Consider the following 20,865-nt stretch of genomic DNA (forward strand, 5'->3'; position numbering starts at 1 on the left):
TTTCCTTTGATCTAAAACTTTAAATCTTGCCAAGAATCTGCAATTCCCGCAAAGCAGCTGCATCACGAGCAGATACATCCGGATAAGCTGGATCACTTCCAACATCTTGTGTATAACGCCATGATCGAGCACATTTTTTTCCTAATGCCTTCTCTGGATATACACCAACACCTTCAACATCATTCAAAGTAAAAGCATCAGAAGGTATCGTGTCCTGCGTAATTGTGAGCGCACTGGTAATACAGATCTCCGCCATATCCACATTTTCTAATGCCTCTCGTAAAACCAGATTGGAAATAAAAACAATAGGCGCAGCTTCCAAAGAGGATCCAATACGCTTATTAGCACGTTCAAGCTCTAAAGCACCTGTCACAACTTTACGGACCTGCCGAATTTTTTTCCAACGCTCAGCCAAAGATTGGTTTTGCCATTCTTCTGGTACAGAGCGAAATTGTTCCAAATGCACCGATTGGCTTCCTGGATAACGCTCTAACCAAGCTTCTTCCATAGTAAAAGGTAACATTGGAGCAAGCCATGTGACCATACGCTCAAAAATCTCACGGACAACCTGCAAGGAGGCCTTGCGTTTTTTTGATGAAGGCGCATCACAATAAAGAGAATCCTTGCGGATATCAAAATAAAATGCCGATAACTCAATGATTGAAAAATCCAATAATGCACGCATAATCTTTTTAAAATCAAATTCATCGTAAGCGCGATTAATCAACTGATCAAGTTCAAAAAGCCTATGCAATATAAATTTTTCAAGATCCGGCAGTGCACCATAAGATACTTCTTCTCCATCATCATGTGCTAAAGTTCCTAGCATCCAACGAATTGCATTGCGTAGTTTACGATATGAATCCACATTTGTTTGAAGTATTTTTTTGCCTAAACGCTGATCTTCCCAATAATCGGCTGTCATAACCCAGAGACGAAAAATATCAGCTCCAGATGTTTTAATGATTTCTTGCGGAACAACCGTATTGCCTAAAGATTTAGACATTTTCTTACCATTCTCATCCAAAGTAAAACCGTGTGTGATCACGGACTTATAGGGAGAACAAGCACGCGTACCACAGCTTTCCAAAAGAGAAGATTGGAACCATCCGCGATGCTGATCTGAACCTTCAAAATAAACATCAGCAGGCCATTTCAAATCAGCCCGATCTTCTAACACAAAGCTATGGCTGGCTCCAGAATCAAACCAAACATCCAAAATATCATAAACCTGTACCCAAGGCTCATGTGCACGCTCACCTAAAAAACGTTCACGTGCTCCTTCAGCAAACCATGCATCTGCCCCTTCTGCTTCAAAAGCCCGTAAAATACGCTCGTTCACACCTTCATCTTTTAGAATAACACCATCCTCATTTGCAAAAATACAAATAGGAACACCCCAAGAACGCTGACGAGAAAGAACCCAATCAGGACGATCTTCTATCATAGAAGCTAGGCGGTTTTGTCCAGAAGATGGCACAAAACGCGTTTTTGAAACAGCTTCCAAAGCCCGACTACGTAAAGTTGAACCATCCCCAAAATCTTTATCCATTGAAATAAACCATTGCGGTGTATTGCGAAAAATAACGGGTTTTTTTGAACGCCAACTATGGGGATAGGAATGCTTTAAACGCCCCCGTGCAAACAATCGATCTGCTTTAATTAAAGCATTAATGACCTCTTTATTGGCATCACCCATTTTTCCATTATCATCAATAACACGTGCAGGTCCTCCTTCACGATCTGGTCCTAAACCTGGAACATCTTTCGTATAGAACCCTGCATCATCAACAGGAAACGGTATAGATGAATCAATCCCCGCTTGCTCCAGTAAGGACTTATAATCATTCCAAATTTCAAAGTCCTCACGCCCATGGCTTGGTGCTGTATGGACAAAACCTGTACCAGCACTCTCTGTTACGTGCGAACCATCAAGCAATGGAATTTTATAATTATACCCTCCAGCTAAACCTTTGAGTGGATGAGAAAGAACAAGAGCTTTCAACTCTTCAGAAGAAATAACACGCAAATGCTTCAAAACAAGTTTGGCTTTTTCTCCACAACTCATCGCTAAAGCGTCTGCAAAGAGAAGCTTTTCTCCCACTTGAGGACCAAAATCATTTTCAGCACTTTCAACTTCGTAAATACTATAAGAAATTTGCGAAGAATAACTCACTGCACGATTGCTTGGAATCGTCCACGGTGTTGTTGTCCAAATGACGACATGAGCACCATATAAATCATCAGAATTTGCTTCAAAAACAGGAAACTTAACCCAAAGCACCTCTGATTCATGATCATGATATTCAATCTCAGCCTCTGCCAAAGCCGTACGTTCCACAACAGACCACATCACTGGCTTGGAACCACGATAAATCTGATCTGACATAGCAAATTTTATCAATTCACTGGCAATGCGTGCTTCTGCATGAAAAGCCATTGTAGTATAAGGCGTGTTAAAATCTCCCACAACACCAAGGCGTTTAAATTCTTCACTTTGAATAGTTACCCAATGCTGTGCAAATTCACGGCATTCTTGACGAAACTCGTTAAGAGGTACCTCATCCTTATTTTTTCCTTGTGCTCGATATTTTTCTTCAATTTTCCATTCAATTGGAAGCCCATGGCAATCCCAACCAGGTACATAATTTGCATTAAAACCGCGCATTTGGAATGAACGAACAACCACATCCTTTAGAACTTTATTTAAAGCATGCCCGATATGAATATGACCATTTGCATAAGGCGGACCATCATGAAGAATATAAAATGGACGATCTTTTGCTTGTTGACGCAATTGCGCATAAAGCCCCATATTTTCCCAACGCGCCATCAATTCAAGCTCTTTTTGCGGAAGCCCTGCACGCATAGGAAAATTTGTCTGTGGGAGATAAAGAGTTTTTGAATAATCTATTGTTTCATTTTTCACAGCCATTGTGAAATATCCCTGTCCACTTTTACGATTTCATTTTTGCATAACTTCCCTGAACCCTGCAACTCTGGTTTTTATCTATAGGGAAAGCCGAGCTTATCATTCGTATTAAGCAGCGATCAGGAAAATATATCATCACACTCTATGGGCTTTATCATGAAATTCACAAGAAAAGAAACCAAAAAGTGATCTTAAAAAAAAATAAAGGCTCCACTGACAGTGGAGCCTCTTAGAAATTTACTCTTTAAAAAATTAGAATTTATAAGCTACACCAACACGGAAATCATTGGTTTTGTAGTTAACTTCAAGTTTTTCCTTTGCAAATTTCTTTTTACCAAAATCAGAGTAACGATATTCTGCACGTACAATCACATTATCTAGAAGCGAGAAATCAACGCCACCACCAAGTGTGTAACCAATCATGGTTTTTGTTTCATCAGCTAAGTTCTTAGAAGAAACGACTCTTCCATCCTCATCCTTAACAGATATTGATACAGTGTCTTGGAATTGCCCATAAGCAATACCACCAGCAAGATAAGGCATAAAGCGATCAGCAGCAAAACCAATACGTACCCGTGTAGCACCACCCCAATTTTGTTTGAAAGTATGACTTAAAGTTTCAACTGCATCCTCTTGATCAAGACCAAGTTCAGAAGCCATCTTTTTTATTTGTTCTATACCATATACACTGGAAGCGTTCTTATCCACCGCTTGTGTACTTTGTGCACCGTGTCCAGACATATTCTGTCCACCATGAGAACGAGAAGCATGTGGATTAGTACCATTCGGATGAGCACCAGAGCTATGCCCACCTGCATGAGGTGCACCATGTGCATTAGCATTTCCACTACTATGGGAAGAACTATGATGACCTCCCTGTTGGGCTCCGCTTATTCCATTAGAAACTTTTGTCTCTGAACCATTGGATGATCCTGATCTCGCGAGTACAAGTGATGAACTCGGTACTGTTTTTTCTGCTGCTGATGGTTGTGATACAGGTTGTACCAGTGTAGGTGCTTTTACTGCTGGCTGACTTGCGCCTGATACTGTTGATGAGGTAGAAGACGCGGTTTTTATAGCAACTGGTTTTTCAGACACTGTTCCTTCACTTGCCCTTCCCCCTGATAACTGACCTCCTATAGCTGATCTTGCCAATGAGAGCGATGCTGACCGCTCTGGTGTTCTACCCCCTGCGTCGGGGGAGGAAGATTTAGATGCAACTGGCTGTGATCGACTTACCACACCTACCGATGTCCCTCCTGTATTTGATCTTCCCAATGAAGACGATGGCAATTGCACTAATCTAACCGTCTGTCTAGAGGAGGCTGATTGTGCTACTGGCGATGCAGCTGGTGTTTGTGATGATATTGTTGAAACTCCTGGATTTTTTACCTCCACAGCCACTGTTTGTGTTGCATTAACATTGCTAGAATCTCCAGTTGTTGCTGCTTGATTTGATTGTGCTGCTCCTGCTCGTGACGGTTGAATTGCAGTTACTGGTTTAGCTGGTGCTTGACTGGATCGCGTTCCAGCAGATTTTTCTGAAGCGGATACTGCTGTTAGAGTCCCTCCTGTTGTAGCTCCTGCACCTGCAGTTCCTGAGGCAATTCTTTGTGTTTCTTCTGATGTTGCTGCTTGTGGTGCTTGAGGTGTTTGTAGGCTTGCGGATCTGCGGGATCTTACGACTGCATTTTCTACTGTAGCGTTATCAGCTGCACCTATGGTAATGGTCTTTGTGTGTTTTTTTCCAGATACCATTAAATCCGTATCGATACCAAAAATAAAGTTGTCACCGAGATCAATATTAGAACCTGCATAAAAACCACCTGCAAAACCTGAAAGTTTAGGAGAGAACTCTTTATCCAGTGGTAAACTCTTTTCTTGACCAACAAGAGCCATATCAGCTTTGCTCGAAAAACCACCAGCTTGGACACCTAAATAAAGACCTGTCCATGAAAAAGTAGGTGCAACAATGGTAGAAGCAGTCGATGATGCTGGCTGATGAGGAATCATAACATCAGCAGCTAGTGCTGTAGACGCTGAAATTAAAGAAAAAATAGACGCTGTTATTAAACGTTTTGTATTCATAAAATCTCTCCAAATATCCAAAATGAAATTCATATAGAGCATCTTTTCTGAAATATCTGTAGCAAAAATGACACACTCACAAAAAAATAAAGAATTTTTGCAAATAAGGCTTCTTAAACTTTTAATTCTGCATTCAATAAGAATTTGTAAACTAAATCACACTAAAATTATGTGTATTAAAGTTGGATTCATTTTCATTAAAGTTTCGCATAACTGTTAATGATAATATTCTTTATAAATTTCTTTTACCAAAATCTAAATAACAGTATTTTGCATACAATAAACTATTATCTGTTATTGCAAAATCAATACCAGCGCAAACAGTGAAATCAAATATTGCCTTTTTTAAAACCAAGCGCCATCAAAGTTTCATCTATTTACCAGCATGATCTACTTTTAGTACTTTAGCAATAGTATTTTGTATCTAAAATTCAGAAAAACAAAGAAATTATTCAAACACTCGCAAAAAAACTTTTAGATTCTTTGCATAAACATCTTCATCCTGCTACATCACATTGATTTATAAAGATAACTTATTGTTTTCATGTTGAATGAAAAAACTAATTCTGTAGGATTCTATCATTTAAAATCTGTTCCATGTTGTATTAATTAAAATCACTTGCTTGCACGTTACAAGCGAAATTTTCGTAAGGACGGACAAGGCTTTCTCTGCTGAAGCAAGACCTAAGGTTTGCATTCAAGTTGTTCTGAATGCTTTTTACAATAAGGGCTATTTAAGCGTCTCTCAATACTTCGCTGAGGCATGACAGCACCAGGACGACATATGGGAAGGTTGTCTGATTTATGATTTTCACACCAATCTTGTATTGTAAAGCTAGGACGAAAACCTGATTGCGCCATACACATTTCAATACTGGCGAATTGATTTAAATCTAGCGCCACAACCTTATTAAGGTCCGGTACTCCACATTCTAAAAGTATTTTATTTCTCCATAATGCTGGAGAAAGTGAGGGAATTGAGTTAACACATCCAGTGATACTTAACAGAGCTATACAACTCAACAGTTTTAAGATTTTCTTCATTATTCCCCTCTTTTAATGGATTTATTTACGATAAAAAGCTCATAAGCCTGTTGATATTTTCTGTCATCGCTTCATTAAAACAACGGTGAACAATATTGAGATGATTGGTTGAGGAAATAATCCCGCCATTCCAAGCGAAGGCAAGGATGGCGGATTGTTGATCATCACAAGAAAGACTTAAGGTTTGCATTCAGGTGCATTTTTATATTTTTTACAATAAGGGCTGTTTAAGCGCTTCTTGACACTGCGCTGTGATATGATATGATAGCACCTGGACGACAAATGGGCAAGTTTTCGGCTTTATGATTTCCACACCAGCCTCCCCCCACATCATATTTATAGCGAAATCCTGCTTGAAGCATGCAAGCATCAATGGTTGCATTTGCATTGTAGCTGAGCTTTCTGGATCCTTATCATAAGGAGTTGGCATACCACATTCTAATAATGCTTTTGCTACCTCTGTAAAATCTGCTCCTGGCTTCTCCCATGCCCCTATAGAAGATGAGGGAGTTTTAGTAAACTGGCACCCAGCTATACTCAATAGAGTTATCGCACTTAATAATTTTAAGGTTTGTTTCATTTTTTGCTCCATGAATTAATTGAATCAATTTGTATACGGTGAGATGAACCATAATCATGTCTACATGCTCGATCCGCATTTGCATAACAAACATGAGGGCTGGGATAACTAAATAGTACTTTCTTTGCCTCTTTAACTGCGTTACTACCAAAGGGTCTCTGGTAAAAAGTAGCGGGATTTCCACCAAATACTACACCAACAAAATCATCTGTATGGTTTTCCAAGCCGACAGTGGTTTGCTTGCCATCCTTTAAGATATATAACGTATCTGCCATGTCTTGAGTATTATAAGCTGGACCAAAGAAATTAACCATTGTTTCCTTTGCTATACCGAGAACACCATGCTTTACTAAATTATATGATCCATTTCCTGCTGTTATGGTACCACGACTATGGGCATCATCATGCAATCCTGTATTGCCATAAAGATACATTATATCCTGGAATTTCTTGGTTGAATTGGTCAATCCAAAAAAAAATCTACCTTCCAGAAACTTCTGAAAAATCGCTATCCCTACTTCCACTTCCCAGTCTTCAGCTTCTGGGAAGTATGTAAAATAAAGGGGACCATGATCATTGTCAGCAAACTGGACAGTATAACGCGCAGCATCATCTGGTGAGGTAAAAATACCATTGTAAAACATATGAACCTTGCCATCAGAACCTTTTTGTAAATGTTTTTCTTCTTCTGGTGTTAAATAGTGATACAGAGGTATTTTTCTTCCATAGCTGTCTTTTATATAGTTTCCATTTTTATCTGTTGCATAGAGGACATTGCCATTTTCATCATGCTCAACCTCACCCTCAGGATATTTTTTGACATAGGCGATTTTATAAATTTTATCAAAGTATCCCAATCCTTCATCCGATAAATCATTGATCATATCTACGCGATTATGCACTACCCCCTCAAGCGGTGCGACATCTAGCTGTCCTACTGCTTGGTGGGCTGCTGCGGTGTTACGGTTGAGAGAGCCAATGATTTGTCCAGCATCTTGCCCCATCGCCGTCTGTCCAGTTATATCAGTAAGGATGATACTCCCATCACTGATAGCAGATTTGGTTTCCCCTTCTGCTCCATCCTTGGCTTTGCCGTGATTTAAAACATTTTTGGCAATGTTCTTTATCGTGTCATTCCCAGAAAGACTAAACCCTTGGCTGCTGGCTTGAGCATGCGCACTGTTGGTGATATCACTGGTACTGATACTTCCTGTGGTCAGGCTGTTTTTTCTGCCGAGGCTGTGCTTTCAATAATACCTCCGGTCAAAGTTGTTTTATCTTTAACAGTGATATCAAAACCGCCATCACCAGCTTTAACCCCTGTTTGCTCCACAACGCTGTGATAATCACTGGAGAATTTATCCTTTTGGAAAGAGGCGCTCATAGAGCCCCCACCTATTTACTAAGGAAATAAACGTGTGTAACATCAAACATATTATCATACAGCCTGCTAAAGATGAGAGCTTTTGTTTTTTACCATTGGCTATGAAAGAAAATCCTTTGAGGACTATTTCAATCAACTTATCAAAAATAATATTAAACTTTTGTATGATATTCGTAAAAATCCAATAAGCAGAAAATACGGATTTTCAAAAAGACAATTAGAGAAAGTTGTAAACAACATTGATATTGAATATATGGCATATGCCTGAACTTGGAATTGCCTCTGAAAAACGAAGAAATTTGAAAACACAAAAGATTATGATCGCCTTTTTGAAGATTATCAAAATACAACTCTCAAGGATAGTTCTTGTGCAATAAACAAATTATATCAAATTTTTTTAAACAAAAAGCGCGTTGCAATCACCTGTTTTGAAGCTAATGTATGCATGTGTCATAGAGGACAACTCGCATTAGCTCTCATTCCGTTGCCTGATTGGAAATATGAAATTAAGCACATCTAAAAAAATAAATTTGCATATTTTTAAAAAATGGGAGTGCCCATATGCCTCCCAGCCCCCTACCCATTCCTAATAACTTTTAAGTGATGCATGATTCACGCTACGGGTGAATTCTGCGCAAATCAAGGAAAAGAAATATGAACTGACTAATGAAACAATTGAGGTTGGTGGATACATTACACTTTACTGCATCCGTGATTTGAGAGACTTTGGAGATGTAAAGGCAGGTGATCTTGGCGCTTTTATACAAAAAGAAGACAATCTAAGTCATGATGGCAATTGCTGAATAAGTGATGATGCAAAAGTCTATGGTTATGCCAAAGTTTTTGGGGATGCACAAGTTTTCGGTGGTACATTTATTAGTGGAAAAGCTAAAATTTATGACAGTCCATTGATTTCCATCAGAGCAAATATACGCTGGCTATTAAACAAGCGCAAAATGGCATCTCCAAGAAAATAAACAGACTTACAAAAGGCTCTTTCGATTGGTTATTGCATCAGTATTTACAAAGCATGCAATGGCATAATCAATTAGAATCTACTAAAAAAGTTAAATATCGAATTCTGAACAATGTTTCTAAAAATATTGCTGATCGTGCACATAAAAGCATAGAAAAACACCACATCCTTGACGCCGTAGACAGAAGGCGAGCTACTCTCGCAGCGGCAAAATATTTTTTGACCTCTTTAAACGGTCTCTTTAATTGGGCGGTTGATAATGCCCTTTTAAATAGAAATCCTGCCTTTAATATAAAAGCACCAAAATCTTTAAACAGTGGGGGATTACTGCCATGGCTAGAAGAGGACATAGACAAATATTATCACCATTGGTCACATGGTACACATGAACGCGTCTGGATTGATGTTCTTCTTTATACAGGCTTGCGTCGTGGTGATGCCGTTCGTATCGGCTGGAAAGACGTCAAAGATAATATCATTTATCTCAAAACAGAAAAGAGCCAATTTAAAACAGATGTTTTTCTTCCTATTTTACCAGAACTAGAGGAAACCCTTAAAATTGGTCCCATAGGTGATCAAACATTCATTTGTGGTAAAGGTGGAAATAAGCTTGTCAAAGAAAGTTTTGGCAACCTCTTTCGTGAAGCATGTAATGCGGCGGGTATTAAAAAATCAGCGCACCGATTGCGAAAATTAGCAGCAAAACGTGCTGCCAATGCTGGTGCTACGGTTTCGCAAATGAAAGCGCTTTTTGGCTGGACAGAAGATAAAATGGCATCTCTTTATACCAAAACAGCCGATAGAAAACGCCTTGCAATAGAAGCCATTAAAAAACTTCAAAAAAGGTTAGAGCAACGGGCGGAAGCTAAAAAACTAAAGCCTCGTCAAAATTATAAACGAAATCAAAGCGACGTTTGATGTGCTTCAGAAACCAGAGGAGAAATAGGTGGTTGTGTCTGTTGCATTGTTTGCCATAAATTATAATTTGTTTGCATATCCAGCCAAAATTTCGCTTTACTAAAACCAGCTAGTTCTAATTTCACTGCAAGTTCGGTACTCATAGAGGCATGTCCGTTAATCACTCTTGATAGAGAAGCTCTTGTCATATGGAGATGATTAGCTAACTTTTGTATTGTTATCCCCATTTCGTCTAAGAAAGCTACTTTTAGAACTTCGCCCGGATGTGCGGGGTTATGCATCATTATTTTCGTTCCTTTCATCAATGGTAATCTTGATAATCAACAAGCTCCACATCTGTTCCTATAAAGCGAAAAGTAACACGCCAATTTCCATTCATCCATATAGAATAGTACCCTGTAAGTTCACCTTTAAGAGGGTGTATTTTAAAGGCAGGCGCTCTCAACATTTCAGGCGTAGTAGCACTTGTTAAAGCCGTTAAGATAACGCGTAATTTTTTAAGTGATCTGGTCAAATAGCTTTTGTGGAACCTGTTGTATAAAATAATTTTAAGCCCTTATATTTAAAACTCACAATTGCCATTACCGCCCCTTGTCGTATATCATTGCTATACGGTTAATAACAAATAAGAGTTAAGCCCATGTTAGAAATATCTGATTCTATATCTGGAAAAAATAGATAGGAATAAGTGATAAAAAGCTTCAAAAAGGTTAGGGATAGACACTCAAAAAACATAATAGAATCAATGAATTATAAAACCCTTTACTCTTGTAGTAAATCACTGATTTTAATTACCTTTTTTACACTCTTTTAGTGGTGCAAAACTATAACGATGTAATCCTATAACTGGTCCATATTTATCAAGAGCTGTACGATGCGCTAGCGTTGCATAACCTACATGCTTCTCTAAACCATACCCTTTATAAACTTGTCCTGCACATTCCATCATCCGGTCACGCGTTACTTTCGCAATAATAGATGCGGCTGCAATTGAAACCGAACGCTGATCGCCCTTAATCAACGCCATTGCAGGACAGGACAACTCAGAAGGAATATCACGCCCATCAACAAGGACATAGTGGGCTGGAATGGCTAATCCTATAATACAGCGACGCATTGCTTCTAACGTTGCTTTTCTAATATTAGATTGATCAATTGTACGAGCACAAAGACTGGCGACTGAAACCGCTAATGCACTTTGCAAAATTTCATGATAAAGTCTATTTCGTTGGAGAAAAGAAAGTTTTTTTGAATCATTTAACCCATTAGGAATACGATCTTTATCCAAGATAACGGCTGCTGTTACCACAGGTCCAGCGAGAGGCCCCCGTCCTACTTCATCAACACCTGCTATATGAAAAAAACCCTGTTTTTGCAAATCCAATTCGCACGAAAAATTTGGTTGAAGCGGCAAATTAAACATCTTTGATACATCACAAATACAACAAACATACATCTATTTCTGTAGCCTGATCATTTTTTGCAAGCATTACAGTTTTAAATGGCTCTTCAAACATTCCACGAATTCTTGCACAAAAAATAAAAAAACACATTTCTTTGGTTCCCCTCTTTTATTATGTATAATAAAATCATGATAAAATAAAAGCTTTTATATTTATTTATCAAATATTTCCTAAAGTCATGATAGGTTTTACAAACCAATTTGGGTACATTGATTTGATAAAAAGAGCTGCTTGTTGCGCCGTTTGTTTATTTTTAAAAATGCCAAAGCAAGTTGCTCCCGTTCCAGACATACGGGAAAAAAGAGCCCCACATTCATCTAATATAGATAACACTTCAGCTAACTGAGGTGCTATTTTTAATGCAGGAGAAAAAAGATCATTACGCGTTTCTTGTAAAACATCAACTAATGAATCAACACTCTTTAAAGCGTCTGTATTAATTTTTAAAGAAGGATTATGACGCTTCTCTAACGCTTTAAAAACAGCTTGTGTTGAAATCTCTTGTCCATGATTAACCAATACCATTGCTAATGAACAAGCTTCTTTTAGTCGTATCATCTCTTGACCAATTCCTTTAACCAAAAGCGGCTGCTGATACTCTAATGCACAAAGGCACATGGGAACATCAGCACCAAGAACTAAGCTCATTTTTGCTAATTCTTCGTAAGAGCAATCAAGATTCCACTGCCGACGCAACATGCTGATAACCCCAGCTGCATCACCTGAGCCACCACCAATGCCTGAAGCAACAGGTAATGTTTTTACAAGCCGAAAAAAAGCAGGTTGAGCACATTCCGGAAAAGTCTTATGCATAAAGTCCCTTGCGCGAATAACCAAATTGTCTAAATGAGAAACAAGCCCTTTTGCAAACGACCCCGTCAAAACAAACTGATTATTTTCACAAGGTGCATAGTGTAGACAATCACCGCTAAGACTAAAATAAACCAAACTTTCTATTAAATGATACCCATCAGCACGTTGCCCCACAACATGTAGAGCTAAATTCAATTTAATAGGTGTAAATAAATAGGAATGTCTTTGGAACGAAGTTTGTACATTTGATATCATATGACGTAATATTCACTTACATAGGGTTCTTTTAAAAATTTCCCCCTTTTACCCATACTTTTAGCACGAGCCCTATAAACAGCTTGGAATATTCTTAATCGTTTTCTAAAAAACAATAAATATAAAGAGTTCTCATACAAAATAAACGACATGTTCTCATTCGTATCATTTCAAGCCTTTTTTCTTCTAGTATCTGTTTTTAGATAAAAATCTCTCTGGCTTGAATGATCCTTTCCATCACAAACCATAACGCTGCCAAAGAGCTCGCTCTTCTGCTGCCATCAATGCACTATCAACGACTGTATAAACCGTATGTGCCGTCACTCCTGAAGGCGTTTTAGGTCCTAAAAAACTTTTTGGAGGCATAATAAGTCGAAGTTTTGCATCATTACCAAAGCGCTCCTTAATAACAGAACGTACATCATTCAATCCATCAACCAGACCAAGCCCAACGCTTTGTTTTCCACTCCAAAACATTCCTGTAAAGAGATTCGAATCATCTGATAATTTTTCAGCACGCCGTTCTTTAACCAAATCGATAAAAGTTTGATGCACTTCAAGTTGGAGAGATTTCAAATGCTCAATATCCGCCTTTTTTTCTGGCTGAAATGGATCTAATGTAACTTTGTTCTTTCCTGCTGTGTATACACGCCGTTCGATACCAATTTTCTTCAAAAGTTCCGGAAAACCAAAGGAAGCTGAAACCACTCCAATGGAACCAACAATTGAAGAAGGATCTGCAAAAATTTCATCCCCTGCACAAGCAATCATATAACCACCAGATGCTGCAATATCTTCAATAAACACAAGAACCTTTTTATTTTTTTCTTCTGCCAAGTCACGAATGCGCTTGAAGATAAAACGCGATTGTACAGGTGAGCCACCAGGAGAATTAATAATAAGTGCAACAACCGGTGACTTTTTGTGTGCGAAAGCCTTCTCTAAAAGATTTGCACACCTACTGAGGGAAAGGGTACGAGATATAGATGCTGATGAATCCATAATTGCTCCTTGAAGGCGCACCACAGGAATTTCAAGTTTATCGGAAGAAAAACGGCGTGGAATAAAACTTTTAATAAAATCCATCAAAACAAAATCTCCTTATAAATTAAGAACAATTAAATAGGCAAGGACAACAAAAAGGAACAACGTGATACCATCCAAAAGCGCCAATCAATCCCCACATTACAATCAGAAATATAACTTCACCCAAAAGCTAAGCCTCCCTAATGACAAAGTGTAGACTTTAAATAATAAACTAAAAAACACAAGATACTATTAGAAAAGTTCCCACAAGCTTATATATCCATTATTAATTGCATCAACTCGAGGTGAAAAAGTATGGTCATTACCTTCATGTATAACCAATGCCGGTAAAATAGATAAAGCTGCTCTGCTTCCTCGTTTTGCGTAAAATAAAAGACGAATTGCTGCTGTTTTCGCACGGGCATGCACAGGAATTATACAAATACCACCAAAACGCCCTTCTAAAGCATGCAAGATATCTGTCAACGATTGTGGACGTGCAATGAGCCCTAAGTATCCACCTGGCTTAACAATAGCTGCTGCACTCCGCAACCAGTTATCAAACATTGCTTCAGACATAACATGTGCTTCAGATTTTTGTTTATCAGGTGTCTTACGATCGGTGGGATTATTAAAAGGTGGATTCATAATCGCAAAATCAAAGCTATTATCTATCAAACCTGCTTTTATACGGGCATTCCCTTTGAAGGTAACATCTGCTTCTAGCAAACAAATTCGGCTAGCAAATTGTTTATTTTGTTTTAGCATAAGCGTTTTTTGAGCGTAAGATACCATAAAAGCTGAACGTTCAACTAAGGTAACATGAACTTTCAGACAACGCGAAGCAACAGCCAAACCCGCAGCTCCAGCACCTGCACCTAAATCAACAACCTTGCCCTTTAAATCACTTGGAACCAAACTAGCTAATAACATCGCATCCATTCCAGAACGATGACCATATTTATGGGGTTGAACCAAATAAAATTTTCCGCGGTGAAAACTGTCAATTGTTTCACCACTCTGATTCGCTGCTTTATCCATTTAAAAGCCTAATGCTCACCTTTATAAATTGCATTTTTGCCATTCAGCTACTATTTTAAATTTTTTATTATTTCATAACAATAAGATTACACTCGCTAAAGAACATTTCTTGCCAATAACATTCCAAGCTAACACTTTTAAACGACATCAAAAGCTTGAGTCAAAACCAAACCCCCTTTATGCTAATGAATAAAGTAAATTTTATATATGTCCATTGCAATACTCTAGGAGTAAACACATTGAGTGCAGCTATCAAACCAAAACAAATAAGAAATAATCAAATTTCTCTTCAATCTCTTGTCAATCTTACTCAAAAAGATATGGATTGCGTAAATCAATTTATTCTCTCTATGGCAAAATCAGAGGTTGAGATGATCCCTGAAATTTCTAACCATCTTATTTCATCAGGTGGAAAGCGATTACGCCCAATGATTACGCTCGCTTCTGCTCATATGTTTGGTTATCAAAGTGACGGGCATATAAAACTCGCAACAGCTGTTGAATTTATGCATACAGCAACATTGCTACACGATGATGTGATTGACGAAAGTAATTTACGACGTGGAAAATCTACAGCACGGATGATTTGGGGGAATCAAGCAAGTGTACTTGTTGGTGATTTCCTATTGGGCCAGGCCTTTAAAATGATGGTCGATGTCGGTTCCATAGAAGCGCTCTCTGTCCTAGCCAACGCTGCTGCAATTATTGCTGAAGGAGAAGTTATGCAACTTTCTGCCGCAAAAAATATAAAAACCAGCCCTTCAGAATATCTCAAAATCATCGATGCAAAAACAGCAGCACTTTTTTCAGCAGCCGCTGAAGTAGGACCCATTATTGCTGGCTATGGAAATAAAGAGCGTTCTTCATTACGTGAATATGGAACATCCTTAGGTTTAGCTTTCCAATTAATTGATGATGCACTTGACTATAGCGGTAGTGCTCAAAACTTAGGAAAAAATATAGGGGATGATTTTAGAGAAGGAAAAATCACAATGCCTGTTATTCTCGCATATGAGCGTGGGAATATGGTAGAAAAAGATTTCTGGAAAAAAGCGCTTGAAGATGGCAATAATAATGATGAATCCTTCGCACACGCGCAACACTTAATGGAAAAGTATGATAGTATCACAGATACAATAGAACAAGCACGCATCTATGGAAAATATGCAATTGATGCTCTTGTTCCCATGAATGAAAATCTTGCTTATAATGCTCTCGTTGAGACTGTTGAATTTTGTATTGCGCGCGTAAACTGAATTCTTTGCAAGAATCGCAGTATTTCTCAACAAAGTAATGAGATATGATCTATAAACAACACCATCAATTGATTATCTTGAAAAGGATTAGCTCCATGTGCTCTGCAACGGTATCTCGACTTTTTGCCCTCTTTATCGTGGGTATCATGCTGATGCCATCCCTCACCTACAGTAAAATAAGTGCAGCAACTCATACAAGCTCATTTACAGGTGCTTATTTAGCTGGACGGGTTGCAAATCATGAAAATAAAACAGAACTTGCTATCAATTATTTTAAACAAGCACTGGTTTATCAACCTGATAACATTGAAACACAAAAAGAGCTCCTTGAAGCTATGCTCTCGGTCGGAAACTTTAAAGAAGCTGTCCAACAAGCCCAAAAACTCAAAGAGAACGATGTTATAACTCCCTTTGTTTCCTTAACTTTGTCAGTAGAAAGTCTCATCAAAAAAGATTATAAGAATGCCAAAGCTCTTCTGAAATTAAAGGAACTTCCTACGTCCAATAATCCAATACCTGAACTCATCGGCGCTTGGATTACATTTGGATCTGGACAAAAATCTCAGGCAATCGATGATCTTAAGAAACTCAAAGGTCCTGTCTGGTATGATCTTTTTATATCTTATCATCTAGCACTTATGAGCGACCTTGCAGAACGGCCAAAGGATGCAAAAAAATATTTCATTAAAGCACTGAGTAACAAACAGGGAACTCTTATCGCTCCTAATACTTATGAGCGTATTATCATAGCCTATGCCTCATTCCAATTGCGCCATAATATGCGCAACCAAGCTCTTCAAACAATCCAGCATGGCGAACAAATGTTGTCAGGTCGAGAAGTCCTTAAAAACTTTCAAGAAAAAATTGAAAAAAATTCTTTCTTAGAGAGAGTTATTAAAACACCTCAACAAGGAGCAGCCGAGGTATTATATAATTTTGGAACAGCCCTCAACTACAAAAACTCAGGGCGAATTGCACGTATTTTTAAGCAATTATCTTTCGCCTTATACCCTCAAAATGACGCAACACTGTTTCAGCTCGCACACATTTCTGCTAAATTGAACGATCCACATCAAGCAATTAAACTTTATCGCGCTTTATCCCCTAAATCTCCTTATTATAAAGATGGACAACTTCATCTTGCATTCCTTCTTGCCAATAACAACAATTACAAAGAAGCAATAAAATTACTCACATTGTTAAATAAAAAATTTCCCAATGATCGTAATATTTTGATAACGCTCGTTGCTTTTTATATGCAGGACAATAAATTTCTTGAGGCTATTAAAACTCTAGACTACGCTATTACAAAGATAAAAAACTTTCAGCAGGACGATTGGAAACTCTTTTATCAGCGTGGTATTGCTTTTGAACGTTTAAAGCAATGGCCAAAAGCAGAACTTGACTTGCGAAAATCACTTGAATTTTTTCCAAATCAACCGCAGGTTCTTAATTATTTAGCCTATTCCCTTGTGGAACGTGGTGAGAAGCTTGAAGAATCGCTCCGTATGCTACAAAAAGCCTCTGCTTTGCAAGCTCACAACAGTCATATTCTCGATTCTTTAGGGTGGGCTTATTATAAACTAAAAGAATATAATAAAGCAGTGCAAATATTAGAAAATGCTGTCAGATTACAACCTGAGGACCCAACACTGAATGATCATTTAGGGGATGCCTATTGGAAAGTTGGACGTAAACGTGAAGCAATCTTTCAATGGAACCACGCAATTGACGGAAAACCAGAAAATTCTGAACAAATTCAAGAAAAGTTGAAATTTGGTTTGCAATAAATGATGCTTAACCATAAACCACATGAAATAATAAATAGAGAAACTAAAATTACTTTGGTTTTTTGTTTAGTCCAATATAAAGAGTATAAAGCGTGAAACTGCCTGAACATCTTAACCCCAAACGTTCTTTTCAGGGACTAATCTTAACTTTGCAAAATTATTGGGCACACTATGGATGTGCAATTTTGCAACCTTACGATATGGAAGTCGGAGCTGGGACTTTTCATCCAGCAACAACATTACGCTCTCTAGGTCCACGCCCTTGGAAAGTTGCTTATGTCCAACCCTCTCGACGTCCAACAGATGGCCGATATGGTAAGAATCCAAATCGTTTACAACACTATTATCAATTCCAAGTGCTTCTCAAACCCTCTCCGCTCAATCTACAAGAACTTTATATAAAGTCGCTACAAGCTATCGGGCTTGATACAAAACTGCATGATATTCGCTTTGTTGAAGATGATTGGGAAAGTCCCACTCTTGGTGCTTGGGGGCTCGGATGGGAATGCTGGTGCGATGGAATGGAAGTCTCTCAGTTTACTTATTTTCAACAAGTGTGCGGCATTGAATGCGCTCCAGTTTCAGGGGAACTCACATACGGTCTTGAGCGTCTAGCGATGTATATCCAAGGGGTTGATAACGTCTATGACCTTAACTTTAATGGTTTGGAGGGAGACAACAAAATAAGTTATAGAGATATTTTTTTACAGGCAGAACAGGAATACTCATATTATAATTTTGAATTTGCTGATACAAAACTGCTCTATCAGCACTTTATCGATGCAGAACGCGAATGCAGCGCACTTCTTGATGCTGGAAAACCAAATAAAGAAAATGTATTCCATCGCTGTGTTTTTCCTGCCTATGATCAATGTATTAAAGCGAGCCATATCTTTAACCTTTTGCAGGCACGTGGCGTTATTTCTGTAACCGAACGACAAAATTACATTCTTCGCGTTCGTAATCTCGCGCGCCGTTGTGGGGAAGCCTTCTTACTCACAGAAGCTGGACAAATATACACTGGAGAAGCCTAATGTCTGATCTTCTTCTTGAACTTTTCAGTGAAGAAATCCCCGCACGTATGCAACGAAAAGCTGCTGCTGATCTTAAAAAATTTGTTACAGATCAACTTGTGAATGCTGGATTGATCTATGAAGCTGCTCGTGAATATTGGACACCTCGTCGGCTAACATTGGACATACGCGGACTTTCCACACGCTCCAAAGATGTCCATGAAGAACGCAAAGGTCCCAGTATAAAATCACCACAGCATGTAATTGATGGTTTTCTACGTGCAACAGGATTAAACGATATTTCTGAAGCGCATATTGGACATGATGATAAAAAAGGTCATTTTTATATTGCTAAAATTGTTAAAAAAGGTCGAGCAGCAGAAGAAATTATTGCCGATATTTTACCGGATATTATCCGCAACTTTCCGTGGCCGAAATCTATGCGTTGGGGAAAAGATTCAGCACAAAGTGGTACTTTGAAGTGGATTCGACCTTTACAAAACATTCTTTGTATTTTCGGACCAGAAATTGGTGAAACACATGTTATTCCATTTACAATTGGTTCTCTTAAAAGCAATAATTTAACTTATGGTCATCGTTTCTTAAGTGATGGAAAGCCATTTCAAGTGCGCCGCTTTGATGATTATGTTACTAAACTTGAAACCCATAAAGTCATTCTGGATGCCGAGAGACGAAAGAATATTATTTTAGCTGATGCCCAAAATCTCTGCTTTGCAAACGGTTTAGAACTGGTTCAAGATAATCCTCTCCTAGAAGAAGTTGCTGGTCTTGTTGAATGGCCTGTTATCCTGATGGGTGATTTTGAAAAATCATTCCTTGATATTCCTCCAGAAATTATTCGCTTGACCATTCGAGCCAATCAAAAATGTTTTGTCACCCGTAAACAAGGAGAAAAAGTAAAACTTTCTCATCATTTTATTCTCGTTTCTAATATTCTTGCAAATGATGAAGGCAAAGAAATTTCCAAAGGAAATAGTAAAGTTGTCCGTGCCCGTCTTTCCGATGCACTTCATTTTTGGCAAACTGATCAGCGTGATTTGCCTGATCTTCAACAATTGGAATCTTCTATAAAAAAATTTGAACTTGATATAAAAAAACCTCTCGATCAAAGAATGGCGCGACTTGATCATTTGAATGTAACTTTTCATGCTAAATTAGGTACGCAAGGTGCAAGAGTAGAACGCATTGCTACACTCGCACAAGAAATCGCACCTTTGATACAAACAGATCCTCTTTTAGCAAAACGTGCAGCCATCCTTGCAAAAGCTGATTTGCAAACAGAAATTGTCGGAGAATTTCCTGAACTACAAGGTGTTATGGGGAAAAAATACGCCCTTCTTCAAGGGGAAAATCCTCGCGTAGCTGTAGCAATCGAAGACCATTATAAACCTCAAGGTCCAACAGATCGTCTTCCACAAGAACCACTTGCTATAACCGTTATGCTCGCCGACAAAATTGACATGCTCGTTGGCTTTTGGCTCATTAATGAAAAACCAACGGGCTCAAAAGATCCCTATGCGTTAAGACGAGCAGCATTGGGAATTATTAGGCTTGTACTTTCGCGAGATTGGAAAATCAATCTTATGCCGCTGTTCCAGTTAGCAACGAATCTTTTCTTACAACAAAAAAATAAATATGAAATCTCTCAAAGAGAAAATTCACAATTGCAGAATCTGCTTCCAGAAAAAACAGAATATATTTTATCAGATCTGTTATTCTTTTTTCATGACCGTTTGAAAATCTATCTAAAAGAGGAAGGCGCTCGTTACGATGCCCTTGAAGCCGTTTTAAATAAAGATTCTGATGATTTTTTATTGGTTGCACGTCGTGTCGAATCGCTTATCGCTTTCATCAATACCCACGATGGAATGAACTTTGTAGCCTCTGTAAAACGTACTGCCAATATTCTTGAAAATGAATTTCAAAAAAGCACAACAATAGCGAATGAAATTAATCCTGAGCTCTTTGTCGAGAAAGAAGAAAAGCAGCTCTATCATGCAATCTGTGAAGTAGAAAGAAAGGTTCTTGCTCCCATCAATGCAACAAATTTATCATTTGCACTCAGTGTGCTAGCGCCACTTGGAAAATTGATTGATATATTTTTTGAAAAAGTATTGGTGAATGATAAAAAAACTGATGTTCGTGCTAACCGTCTTGCTCTTCTCAAACGCACTCACATTGTTACACAATCGGTTGCAGACTTCTCAAAACTTGTCATTTAAAATCAAAATACCCTATTAACTGATAAAAACAATGAAGATAATT

At 38.3% G+C, this 20,865-nt stretch carries 16 protein-coding genes and 4 pseudogenes; 7 read left to right on the forward strand and 13 right to left on the reverse strand.

The window, feature by feature from the left end; genetic code table 11:
* Window positions 1–19 precede the first annotated feature (19 nt).
* From ileS to ACFIMI_RS06450, 7 genes and pseudogenes are all read right to left on the reverse strand, one after another.
* Window positions 20–2,935, reverse strand: coding sequence for an isoleucine--tRNA ligase (gene ileS / locus ACFIMI_RS06420; RefSeq protein WP_375629739.1), 2,916 nt, complete (start codon window positions 2,933–2,935; stop codon window positions 20–22).
* A gap of 249 nt (window positions 2,936–3,184) precedes the next feature.
* On the reverse strand, window positions 3,185–5,020 hold the full coding sequence (locus ACFIMI_RS06425; RefSeq protein WP_375692350.1) for an outer membrane beta-barrel protein: 1,836 nt from the start codon (window positions 5,018–5,020) through the stop codon (window positions 3,185–3,187).
* Window positions 5,021–5,704: 684 nt separating this feature from the next.
* Window positions 5,705–6,064, reverse strand: coding sequence for a hypothetical protein (locus ACFIMI_RS06430; RefSeq protein WP_375681835.1), 360 nt, complete (start codon window positions 6,062–6,064; stop codon window positions 5,705–5,707).
* A 25-nt stretch (window positions 6,065–6,089) separates the two neighbouring features.
* The gene (locus ACFIMI_RS06435; RefSeq protein WP_375613522.1) at window positions 6,090–6,254 is read right to left on the reverse strand and encodes a hypothetical protein; all 165 of its coding nucleotides are present in this window, start codon (window positions 6,252–6,254) and stop codon (window positions 6,090–6,092) included.
* Window positions 6,242–6,644 (reverse strand): annotated as a pseudogene (locus ACFIMI_RS06440) (hypothetical protein). Before ACFIMI_RS06440 ends, ACFIMI_RS06435 begins: the two are co-directional and overlap by 13 nt.
* Entirely contained in the window at window positions 6,641–7,648 is a 1,008-nt protein-coding gene (locus tag ACFIMI_RS06445; RefSeq protein WP_375613524.1) for a filamentous hemagglutinin, read from the reverse strand. Before ACFIMI_RS06445 ends, ACFIMI_RS06440 begins: the two are co-directional and overlap by 4 nt.
* 212 nt (window positions 7,649–7,860) lie before the next feature.
* The gene (locus ACFIMI_RS06450) at window positions 7,861–8,028 is read right to left on the reverse strand and encodes a hypothetical protein (RefSeq protein WP_375613525.1); all 168 of its coding nucleotides are present in this window, start codon (window positions 8,026–8,028) and stop codon (window positions 7,861–7,863) included.
* Window positions 8,029–8,188: 160 nt separating this feature from the next.
* Here ACFIMI_RS06450 and ACFIMI_RS06455 point away from each other — a divergent pair.
* The 3 genes and pseudogenes from ACFIMI_RS06455 to ACFIMI_RS06465 all read left to right on the forward strand — a co-directional run.
* A pseudogene (locus ACFIMI_RS06455) lies at window positions 8,189–8,548 on the forward strand (DUF488 family protein).
* A 103-nt stretch (window positions 8,549–8,651) separates the two neighbouring features.
* The gene (locus tag ACFIMI_RS06460; RefSeq protein ID WP_375613526.1) at window positions 8,652–8,831 is read left to right on the forward strand and encodes a hypothetical protein; all 180 of its coding nucleotides are present in this window, start codon (window positions 8,652–8,654) and stop codon (window positions 8,829–8,831) included.
* 125 nt (window positions 8,832–8,956) lie between these two features.
* A pseudogene (locus tag ACFIMI_RS06465) lies at window positions 8,957–9,922 on the forward strand (tyrosine-type recombinase/integrase); the annotation flags it as partial.
* Here the strand turns inward: ACFIMI_RS06465 and ACFIMI_RS06470 are convergent.
* The 6 genes and pseudogenes from ACFIMI_RS06470 to ACFIMI_RS06495 all read right to left on the reverse strand — a co-directional run bounded on the left by ACFIMI_RS06470 (window position 9,907) and on the right by ACFIMI_RS06495 (window position 14,520).
* On the reverse strand, window positions 9,907–10,206 hold the full coding sequence (locus tag ACFIMI_RS06470; RefSeq protein ID WP_183194585.1) for a HigA family addiction module antitoxin: 300 nt from the start codon (window positions 10,204–10,206) through the stop codon (window positions 9,907–9,909). The pseudogene ACFIMI_RS06465 and the gene ACFIMI_RS06470 sit on opposite strands and share 16 nt — an antisense overlap.
* 17 nt (window positions 10,207–10,223) lie before the next feature.
* Window positions 10,224–10,504, reverse strand: a pseudogene (locus ACFIMI_RS06475) (type II toxin-antitoxin system RelE/ParE family toxin).
* A gap of 205 nt (window positions 10,505–10,709) precedes the next feature.
* The gene (locus ACFIMI_RS06480) at window positions 10,710–11,345 is read right to left on the reverse strand and encodes a ribonuclease HII (protein ID WP_375613527.1); all 636 of its coding nucleotides are present in this window, start codon (window positions 11,343–11,345) and stop codon (window positions 10,710–10,712) included.
* Window positions 11,346–11,544: 199 nt separating this feature from the next.
* Window positions 11,545–12,453, reverse strand: a complete 909-nt coding sequence (locus ACFIMI_RS06485; RefSeq protein WP_375692351.1) for a 4-(cytidine 5'-diphospho)-2-C-methyl-D-erythritol kinase — start codon at window positions 12,451–12,453, stop codon at window positions 11,545–11,547.
* Between the two features lie 237 nt (window positions 12,454–12,690).
* The gene (locus ACFIMI_RS06490) at window positions 12,691–13,539 is read right to left on the reverse strand and encodes a S49 family peptidase (RefSeq protein ID WP_375612095.1); all 849 of its coding nucleotides are present in this window, start codon (window positions 13,537–13,539) and stop codon (window positions 12,691–12,693) included.
* Between the two features lie 192 nt (window positions 13,540–13,731).
* Window positions 13,732–14,520, reverse strand: a complete 789-nt coding sequence (locus tag ACFIMI_RS06495; protein ID WP_375612094.1) for a tRNA1(Val) (adenine(37)-N6)-methyltransferase — start codon at window positions 14,518–14,520, stop codon at window positions 13,732–13,734.
* Between the two features lie 179 nt (window positions 14,521–14,699).
* Between ACFIMI_RS06495 and ACFIMI_RS06500 the strand changes: the two genes are divergently transcribed.
* The 4 genes from ACFIMI_RS06500 (at window position 14,700) to glyS (ending at window position 20,822) form a co-directional block, all read left to right on the forward strand.
* Entirely contained in the window at window positions 14,700–15,776 is a 1,077-nt protein-coding gene (locus ACFIMI_RS06500) for a polyprenyl synthetase family protein (RefSeq protein ID WP_375613529.1), read from the forward strand.
* 95 nt (window positions 15,777–15,871) lie between these two features.
* Window positions 15,872–17,566: a tetratricopeptide repeat protein gene (locus tag ACFIMI_RS06505; RefSeq protein WP_375612092.1), complete on the forward strand. Its 1,695-nt coding sequence runs from the start codon at window positions 15,872–15,874 to the stop codon at window positions 17,564–17,566.
* 92 nt (window positions 17,567–17,658) lie between these two features.
* Window positions 17,659–18,600, forward strand: coding sequence for a glycine--tRNA ligase subunit alpha (locus tag ACFIMI_RS06510; protein ID WP_375692352.1), 942 nt, complete (start codon window positions 17,659–17,661; stop codon window positions 18,598–18,600).
* Window positions 18,600–20,822 carry a glycine--tRNA ligase subunit beta gene (glyS, locus tag ACFIMI_RS06515; protein WP_375692353.1) on the forward strand — a complete coding sequence of 741 codons (2,223 nt, stop codon included), beginning with the start codon at window positions 18,600–18,602 and terminating at the stop codon, window positions 20,820–20,822. The genes ACFIMI_RS06510 and glyS overlap by 1 nt, the downstream gene beginning before the upstream one ends.
* Window positions 20,823–20,865: the final 43 nt, after the last annotated feature.

Origin of the sequence: Bartonella sp. AP4SXKL (assembly GCF_042195845.1) — a bacterium.
Classification (GTDB): Bacteria; Pseudomonadota; Alphaproteobacteria; order Rhizobiales; family Rhizobiaceae; genus Bartonella.

Excerpts from the sequence above, each read along its gene's own strand:
- ileS (WP_375629739.1), bottom strand. The coding sequence starts at position 2,935 with ATGGCTGTGAAAAATGAAACAATAGATTATTCAAAAACTCTTTATCTC.
- ACFIMI_RS06425 (WP_375692350.1), bottom strand. The coding sequence starts at position 5,020 with ATGAATACAAAACGTTTAATAACAGCGTCTATTTTTTCTTTAATTTCA.
- ACFIMI_RS06430 (WP_375681835.1), bottom strand. The coding sequence starts at position 6,064 with ATGAAGAAAATCTTAAAACTGTTGAGTTGTATAGCTCTGTTAAGTATC.
- ACFIMI_RS06435 (WP_375613522.1), bottom strand. The coding sequence starts at position 6,254 with ATGCAAACCTTAAGTCTTTCTTGTGATGATCAACAATCCGCCATCCTT.
- ACFIMI_RS06445 (WP_375613524.1), bottom strand. The coding sequence starts at position 7,648 with ATGGGGCAAGATGCTGGACAAATCATTGGCTCTCTCAACCGTAACACC.
- ACFIMI_RS06450 (WP_375613525.1), bottom strand. The coding sequence starts at position 8,028 with ATGAGCGCCTCTTTCCAAAAGGATAAATTCTCCAGTGATTATCACAGC.
- ACFIMI_RS06470 (WP_183194585.1), bottom strand. The coding sequence starts at position 10,206 with ATGATGCATAACCCCGCACATCCGGGCGAAGTTCTAAAAGTAGCTTTC.
- ACFIMI_RS06480 (WP_375613527.1), bottom strand. The coding sequence starts at position 11,345 with ATGTTTAATTTGCCGCTTCAACCAAATTTTTCGTGCGAATTGGATTTG.
- ACFIMI_RS06485 (WP_375692351.1), bottom strand. The coding sequence starts at position 12,453 with ATGATATCAAATGTACAAACTTCGTTCCAAAGACATTCCTATTTATTT.
- ACFIMI_RS06490 (WP_375612095.1), bottom strand. The coding sequence starts at position 13,539 with ATGGATTTTATTAAAAGTTTTATTCCACGCCGTTTTTCTTCCGATAAA.
- ACFIMI_RS06495 (WP_375612094.1), bottom strand. The coding sequence starts at position 14,520 with ATGGATAAAGCAGCGAATCAGAGTGGTGAAACAATTGACAGTTTTCAC.
- ACFIMI_RS06500 (WP_375613529.1), top strand. The coding sequence starts at position 14,700 with ATGCTAATGAATAAAGTAAATTTTATATATGTCCATTGCAATACTCTA.
- ACFIMI_RS06505 (WP_375612092.1), top strand. The coding sequence starts at position 15,872 with ATGTGCTCTGCAACGGTATCTCGACTTTTTGCCCTCTTTATCGTGGGT.
- glyS (WP_375692353.1), top strand. The coding sequence starts at position 18,600 with ATGTCTGATCTTCTTCTTGAACTTTTCAGTGAAGAAATCCCCGCACGT.